Source organism: Escherichia sp. E13S3 (genome assembly GCF_004212325.1).
Lineage (GTDB): Bacteria > Pseudomonadota > Gammaproteobacteria > Enterobacterales > Enterobacteriaceae > Escherichia.
Genome location: NZ_RHJR01000031.1, coordinates 1 through 6798, shown reverse-complemented (window position 1 = coordinate 6798; position 6798 = coordinate 1). Strand labels below are relative to the sequence as shown.

At 45.3% G+C, this 6798-nt stretch carries 8 protein-coding genes; 6 read left to right on the top strand and 2 right to left on the bottom strand.

Features of this window, described 5'->3' with window-relative positions; genetic code table 11:
• The coding region (locus D9597_RS22895) for a pyridoxal-dependent decarboxylase (RefSeq protein WP_130224910.1) at window positions 1-434 on the bottom strand (434 nt) is incomplete at its 3' end.
• A 592-nt stretch (window positions 435-1026) separates the two neighbouring features.
• On the opposite strand from D9597_RS22895, the gene D9597_RS22890 reads away from it, so the two are divergent.
• Complete coding sequence (locus tag D9597_RS22890; protein ID WP_130219595.1) at window positions 1027-1578, top strand: tyrosine-type recombinase/integrase; 552 nt, start codon at window positions 1027-1029, stop codon at window positions 1576-1578.
• On the opposite strand, the gene D9597_RS22885 is transcribed toward D9597_RS22890, so the two are convergent.
• On the bottom strand, window positions 1575-2417 hold the full coding sequence (locus D9597_RS22885; protein WP_130224908.1) for a helix-turn-helix transcriptional regulator: 843 nt from the start codon (window positions 2415-2417) through the stop codon (window positions 1575-1577). The two genes, D9597_RS22890 and D9597_RS22885, sit on opposite strands and share 4 nt — an antisense overlap.
• Window positions 2418-2567: 150 nt before the next feature.
• On the opposite strand from D9597_RS22885, the gene D9597_RS22880 reads away from it, so the two are divergent.
• The 5 genes from D9597_RS22880 to D9597_RS22860 all read left to right on the top strand — a co-directional run.
• On the top strand, window positions 2568-3230 hold the full coding sequence (locus tag D9597_RS22880) for a tyrosine-type DNA invertase (protein ID WP_130219592.1): 663 nt from the start codon (window positions 2568-2570) through the stop codon (window positions 3228-3230).
• A 366-nt stretch (window positions 3231-3596) separates the two neighbouring features.
• Window positions 3597-4061, top strand: a complete 465-nt coding sequence (locus D9597_RS22875) for a CaiF/GrlA family transcriptional regulator (RefSeq protein WP_130219590.1) — start codon at window positions 3597-3599, stop codon at window positions 4059-4061.
• Window positions 4058-4675, top strand: coding sequence for a LuxR C-terminal-related transcriptional regulator (locus tag D9597_RS22870; protein ID WP_130224906.1), 618 nt, complete (start codon window positions 4058-4060; stop codon window positions 4673-4675). Before D9597_RS22875 ends, D9597_RS22870 begins: the two co-directional genes overlap by 4 nt.
• Before the next feature lie 321 nt (window positions 4676-4996).
• On the top strand, window positions 4997-6226 hold the full coding sequence (locus D9597_RS22865) for an autotransporter strand-loop-strand O-heptosyltransferase (RefSeq protein WP_130224904.1): 1230 nt from the start codon (window positions 4997-4999) through the stop codon (window positions 6224-6226).
• The coding region (locus D9597_RS22860; protein WP_205712915.1) for an ESPR domain-containing protein at window positions 6210-6798 on the top strand (589 nt) is incomplete at its 3' end. The genes D9597_RS22865 and D9597_RS22860, both read left to right, overlap by 17 nt.

The following is a 6798-nucleotide window of genomic DNA, read 5'->3' as shown; positions in this document are numbered from 1 at the left end:
ATACGCTTGCGCCAACGCCATTTCATCGCCATCCCGCCGAGCATAGAGGCCTCGGAAGAACGAATGGTGTTGGTGCCAACGGCCTGGCCGTTTTTCGGTGCAGGCGCGTGCCACAGGTCAGCAACCATATTTACACAGCGCAGGTCGATGGCTGCGGATTGCGGATATTCTTCTTTGTCGATCCAGTTTTTGTTGATCGACAGATCCATCAATTTATGGACATTTTCGTCGTCCCAGGTCTGGCAAAATGTTGCCAGGTTCTGACGCGCATTACCGTCGAGAAATAATTCATCATTGATAATTTGAAATGCGACATCATCACGCATTTCATGCAGCGGAAAATGTTTAGATTCAGCGATGGTGGAAATAGATTTTGCACCAAAACGTGAATCGAGAAGTTCCGACCTTAAATCCGTTACTTGCTTCTTATCCATTTCAAACTCCTTAAAATGATTGGATCGCAATAAAAAAGTAGGATTTATCGATAAAGTAAGCAAGCTCAATGGTCTGGGTTTTAAATAACAAAATCCTAATCTTGTTTGGTTTTTGACAATAATTGCATTATGTTTTTTTAAGTAAAAACAAAAGGATGAGAAATATACTAATGATAATTTTGATCTTTTTAGCGTTATTTTAATGTGTTTTTTTACCTGCCGTTATTATCACGTAAAAATTAGCCAATAAAATATCATTATTAGTTAGTGGTTAATTTTTTGAACGTTTTTAAAGATTATCGAATAAAAAAGAGATAATTACCAGAATCCCCGCCAACATTGTTGACGGGGTAATTTGTTATTTCGGCAGTAATACTACGATATAGGTAACAGCGTGAAGGAGTTGTTGCCCTGGATGTAAACTGATTTTTACCCTACGTGTCATATGGACGTTCACTTATTATCTTTGAAGGCCAGGCAAGATAACGTCAATACGGCGTTGGGGATCGTTTACACGCCAACTTCCGAAACTGATAAGTCTTCCTTTTAATTAATAGTGTAAAATTCAGGTATAACTCTGACAGGAGGAAATATGCGTAAATACATCACCAGCAGCGAATGGGCGCTTTTCTTTAATGCTATAACGGGTACGCGAAATGAAATCCGTGATAAAGCATTGCTACATATAACTTACATTCATGGACTTCGCGTCAGTGAGTTGATAGACCTTAGACTGGGAGATCTTGATATGACTGAAAAAATTGTTTTTATTAGGCGTCTGAAAAATGGATTATCAACTTCACATCCATTACAGCCAGAAACAATAGAATTATTGCAACGCTGGTTCCTGATTAGAAAAAGATACGCTAAAGGTAGTCAGGATGATTATCTTTTTCTGTCAAGCCATGGAAAAAAAATTTCCAGACAATGGATTTATAAACTCTGCGCACGATATAGTCAGCGTGCGGGTCTGAGAATTAAGGTTCATCCGCACATGTTGCGTCATGCCTGTGGTTATGCTCTTGCTAATCAGGGACTGGATACCCGTCTGATTCAGGATTATCTGGGTCACAGGAACATTCATCATACTGTACTGTATACGGCCAGTAATCCAGGTCGTTTTCATCGGGTCTGGCGCAGTTAAATTTTTACGCAAGGAGTGAGGAATTGCATATCCATAATATTTTTATTATCTGTTCTGTGAAATAGTGTATATATAGGTCCTCTTTTTAAAACACATTTATTAATACACAGCGCCCCCATGGCATCATATATATGAAAATCAAAAATCTCTTTGTATGTCCCAGTAAATTCCTGGCTGGCATATAAACCATCAGGAAGAAGTGTCTCTGGCAGGGAAAAACTGTTTATTTCTTTAAAAGTATAAATTAATTCAGAATCTGTTTCTCTGGAGGGTATCATTTCACCTGAAATCATAAAATCAGACATTTCATTAACAGGATCATAAATTGATACTATGGACTGAAAAAGGTTACGGTTATAAATAAAATGATCGCCGCTCTGGGTATGGATAAAGTCCATTCCCAGATTCACAGGCATTTTAAGGTTTGGAACAGAAGGATGATTGCCCTCAGCTATCTCAATCCTTCTGAATTTTGTGCACGGTGTGGTTCTGTACAATACGGGCTGGGCATACTGCATATCCCAGGCATCCGCATTGCGATACTGTACTGGTGACACCTTGAACTGTTGCCTGAAAGCACGGGAAAAAGCCTGGGGCGAACTGAACTCATACATTAGTGATATATCTGTTATCCGGCGACTGGTATGACGCAAAAGTAAAGCGGCAAGTGTTAGTTTTCTGCGACGTATGTATTGCGCCACACTGATCCCCGTTACATCCTGAAACAGTTTGTACAACCAGCGTTCTGAATAGCCTGAACGTTCAGCAAGAACTTTTACTGACAGTGAGCTGTTCAGATTCCCTTCGATAATTCCCGCCAGTTGCTGGATTAAATTCATTTGCTATACCTGTGGGTCCATGCCAGTTGACTGTTCTTAAGAGCAATCGGTGTTTTATTCTGCTTTCCTGACTTTAGCACGTTTAGCCATAGCCTGATGGGGTCATCGTGTCACTCTTGAATGCTCTGTTTCATCTGACCGGAGCCATTAATGTCTTCCCGAAAATTTCTTACTCACCATGAAGTCAGCCTTTTGATACAGGCGGTGCTGAAGGGGCGCCACCCGGAACGTGATGCCTGCATGATTCTTCTTGCTTTTATCCACGGACTCAGGGTCAGCGAAATGCTTTCGTTACGTCTTGCTGACCTTGAGCTCGAGTCCCGAAAACTGTGCGTCCAGCGCCTGAAAAACGGCTTCAGCACCGTGCATCCCTTACTGACTGAAGAAGTACAATGTATCAGGAACTGGCTCAAAGCCCGGGAAACTATGAAATTACCTACAACAGAAGAAGAGAGGGACTGGCTGTTTATTTCCAGATCAGGGCGTCCGCTTACCCGTCAACGATTTTATAACTTGCTGGCTGAAGCAGGAAGAAATGCCGGGCTGGCTGTTGCTGTCCATCCACATATGCTGAGACATGGGTGTGGTTACGCGTTGGCTGATAACGGCATCGATACACGCCTGATTCAGGATTACCTGGGACACCGGAATATCAGGCATACGGTGATTTATACAGCTTCAAATTCGGCCCGCTTTGAACGGTTATGGAAGCCGTCAAAAAGGGCGAAAAAGCAACTTTTTGACCCAAACTGTAAACTGCCTGTATTGCGGTTGCAAATGTTAAAAAACACATGTTATGCAAACAACAATTAATTAAAGATCATTTGATTTAAATCAATAAAACCCCCGTATCAATTCCCTTCTGTAACAATATGGCATTGATGTCTGTCAGTTTTCTAAATTTTCCAAAACTCCATCAATAGTATAAATAGCCAAAAACATCACATAACTAAGAAAATAAAACCAGATAAAAACAAAAATTTAGTTTTTTAATCCAATGTTGTCAAAATGGGTCATTTTGACAACAACAGATCCTCTTCTTGTGCACCTGTATTGCGCGTTACTCAGCACTGATAACCCGGCACAAGCGGCAACAGATGTCTGTTGTCATTATTGGGGGGAGGGATGTCAGTGCTTCTTAATTCATACTTCTGACGGAGAGATATTCAGGTGGCGGGTATGCCTGAGAGACGCAGACGAATAAAGAGACATTTTTTCTGTCCTGAGTGTGTTCAGGACATGCAGGCTCGACCACTGTATATCATCGTGACCTTCTGGGGGATGCGAACCGGCAGGTTACTGACAGTTGAGGCGGTCAGCCGGGAGTTTCATATTCCCCAGAGAACAGCAAAAGATATTCTGTATTACATTGAGCACGAGGGACGAAACCATATCCGCTGCAGGCGCTTTATACAGAACGAACCGACAACGGGACGAAGACGCGCCCTGCGGATCCTGGATATACAGGATCCGCAGGAAATCCCGGCCAGTTCAGGAGCAAAACTGGATGTTCAGTTGGAACCTGTTGCCCCCGCAGCAAAGCAGTCACTCAGGCCACAGACAAAATTTCAGAAACTACGTCAGTGGATGGTATCGAGAAAACAGAATGAACAGGCTCCTCAGGAGCTGACAGAATACGGATGAAACAGATATTTTTGATGAGTCAGTGTCAGTACACCCGCCTCGGGCTTTTTGCAGTGATGGAAAGTGCCGGGCAACATGCTGTTCAGGTTATTTCCGTGGAAACACCGGAGCAGATTGTGTCGCATATTCTGTCTGACAGACACCTCCCCGGGAAACAGCGTGTCATTGTGGTAGATCTCACCTGCCATGAGTCATCAGTGACTGTGAGGGCGCTGTGGTTTTTGTGGAATCTGTCAGTCCTTTATTCTGAACGCCACGAACTGAGAGGGACTCCATGCATTTTAATTGGCCATCAGGGAGGGCAGAATAATATCAGATATCCTTTTACCTGGATTTCTCCGTCACAAAGCTTTCATCAATTGAAAAATATTTTTCTGCGCATTCTGGCCGTGCCTTCTCGCTATATAAGTAGTGGGTATAGATTTCAGCGTTTAAGTGCTAATGAGCGACATGTGATAAATGCACTTCTTGGCGGTGAAACTGTAAGTGATATTGCAAAGCGTATGCAGATACATTACAGCAATGTGTGTTACTACCGACAAAAGGCGATATTTAAAATCGGTCTGAGAAACCGGAATGATATTGCATGGATTATGAACAGGACGTTTTTGTAAGCGCTGTAACAGTACGTACTGACCGGATACACTTCCGAAATTGATAAGTCTTTCCGCACGTAAACTGTAAACTAACTCCTGCGCGTAGCCGGAAGTAATGCAGAGAGCATTTCATCGGCAACGACTAAAGTCGTTTTAAATATAATGGAATGCGCGAGGTATGACATCGTGAGAATGTCATATGTGAACTCATCTCTGCTATTACAGAAGAATATCAGAACCGTGCGATGGGTGTTACTCATCATAAGAAAGACACTTCAGTTATATTTTTAGCGTACTCATCGTGCTTTTCAACGCTTATATATTTTTGAAGGTGAAAATATGTCAACGCTGAAGAATACATTTTTTATCCCTCCGCCTGATACGCCAACGCAGGCAGGGCCTGAAAATATTTTTTATGACTTTAATGATGGTGCACGTGTATTGCTTCCTGAAGGGAAATGGCACGTGCGTCTGCTGGATGCGGATTCAGAAAATATTCTTTTCTGCTGCGATGTGGATAAAGGCTGGGTAACCAGCAGTAAGAAATATTTCGTGCGCTTTCGCATTCAGGTATTCCGTCAGGGGGAAGAAACGCCTCTGCTGGATGAAACCCTGAAATTAAAAGACCGGCCTGTACTGATTTCATTCCCGACCGGGACGCTGGGCGATTTGCTCGGCTGGTTTCCTTATGCGGAACGCTTCAAGTCCCTGCATAAGTGCCGTCTGGAATGCACGATGTCGCAGGACATTATTGATCTGCTGGCGCCTCAGTATCCGCAGATACAGTTTTCCACGCCGGATAAGCCGCGCACGGTGGCGCCTTATGCCACGTATCGCGTGGGGCTTTATTTCGGTGGCGATACAAACAATCAGCCGGTGGATTTTCGCAAGGTCGGTTTCCACCGTTCTGCAGGCTACATTCTGGGCGTTGACCCGCGTGAAGCCCCCGTCCGGCTTGACCTGTCCGCGCCCCGGGTTATCCAGGAGCCTTATGTGTGCATCGCCACACAGTCCACCTGTCAGGCGAAATACTGGAACAACGGCACTGGCTGGAGTGAGGTCATCGCACACCTGAAATCACTGGGTTACCGGGTGCTGTGCATTGACCGGGACGCCCACTATGGCCAGGGCTTTGTCTGGAATCACATCCCGTGGGGAGCCGAAGACTTTACCGGCAAGCTACCGCTGCAGGAGAGGGTGAACCTGCTGCGGCATGCCAGTTTCTTCATCGGCCTGCCAAGCGGTCTGTCATGGCTGGCCTGGGCTACTCGTATTCCGGTGGTGCTGATAAGTGGCTTCAGCCTGCCCAACAGCGAATTTTATACCCCGTGGCGGGTATTCAACTCCCATGGCTGTTATGGATGCTGGGACGATACATCGCTGAGTTTTGACCACCAGGATTTTTTGTGGTGCCCGAGACATAAAAACACTGACCGGCAATTTGAATGTACCCGGCTGATAACAGGCACACAGGTTAATGGCGTTATCAGCAGACTCCATGCCTCCCTGATGAAGCAGGGAGATAAAACCTGTCTTACAAAAGGAACGAATAATGAACAAGGTTTATAACACTGTCTGGAATGAATCCACCGGGATGTGGGTTGTTACCTCAGAACTGACCCGTAAAGGCGGTCGTCGCCCCCGGCAAATCAGGCGTACCGCACTGGCGGGGCTGATTGCTGGCCTGCTTCTGCCATCAGCTCCTGCTCTGGCGGTGGATTATAACAATGAAACACTGGGGAGCGGTGCAACGAGTTCATCTATGTCACTGAATGCCGGTGATACGGCGACAGATACCACTATTAACAGTGGTGGAGGCCAGTATGTTTCCGGTGGCGGTAGTGCCACGAGTACCACTATTAACAGTGGTGGAAGCCAGTATGTTTCCAGTGGCGGTAGTGCCACGAGTACCACCATTAACAGTGGTGGATACCAGGATGTCTACAGCGGCGGCAGTGCCGTCAGCACCACGGTAAACGGCTTCGGGTTTCAGTATATCTACAGCGGCGGCAGTGCGACTGACACCACGCTCAACTCCGGTGGCTATCAGTACATCAACGATGGCGCCAGTGCCACCAGTATTACGGTAAACAGTGGGACTCAGTATATCAACAGCGGCGGTAGTAGATCGGAAGAGCGGG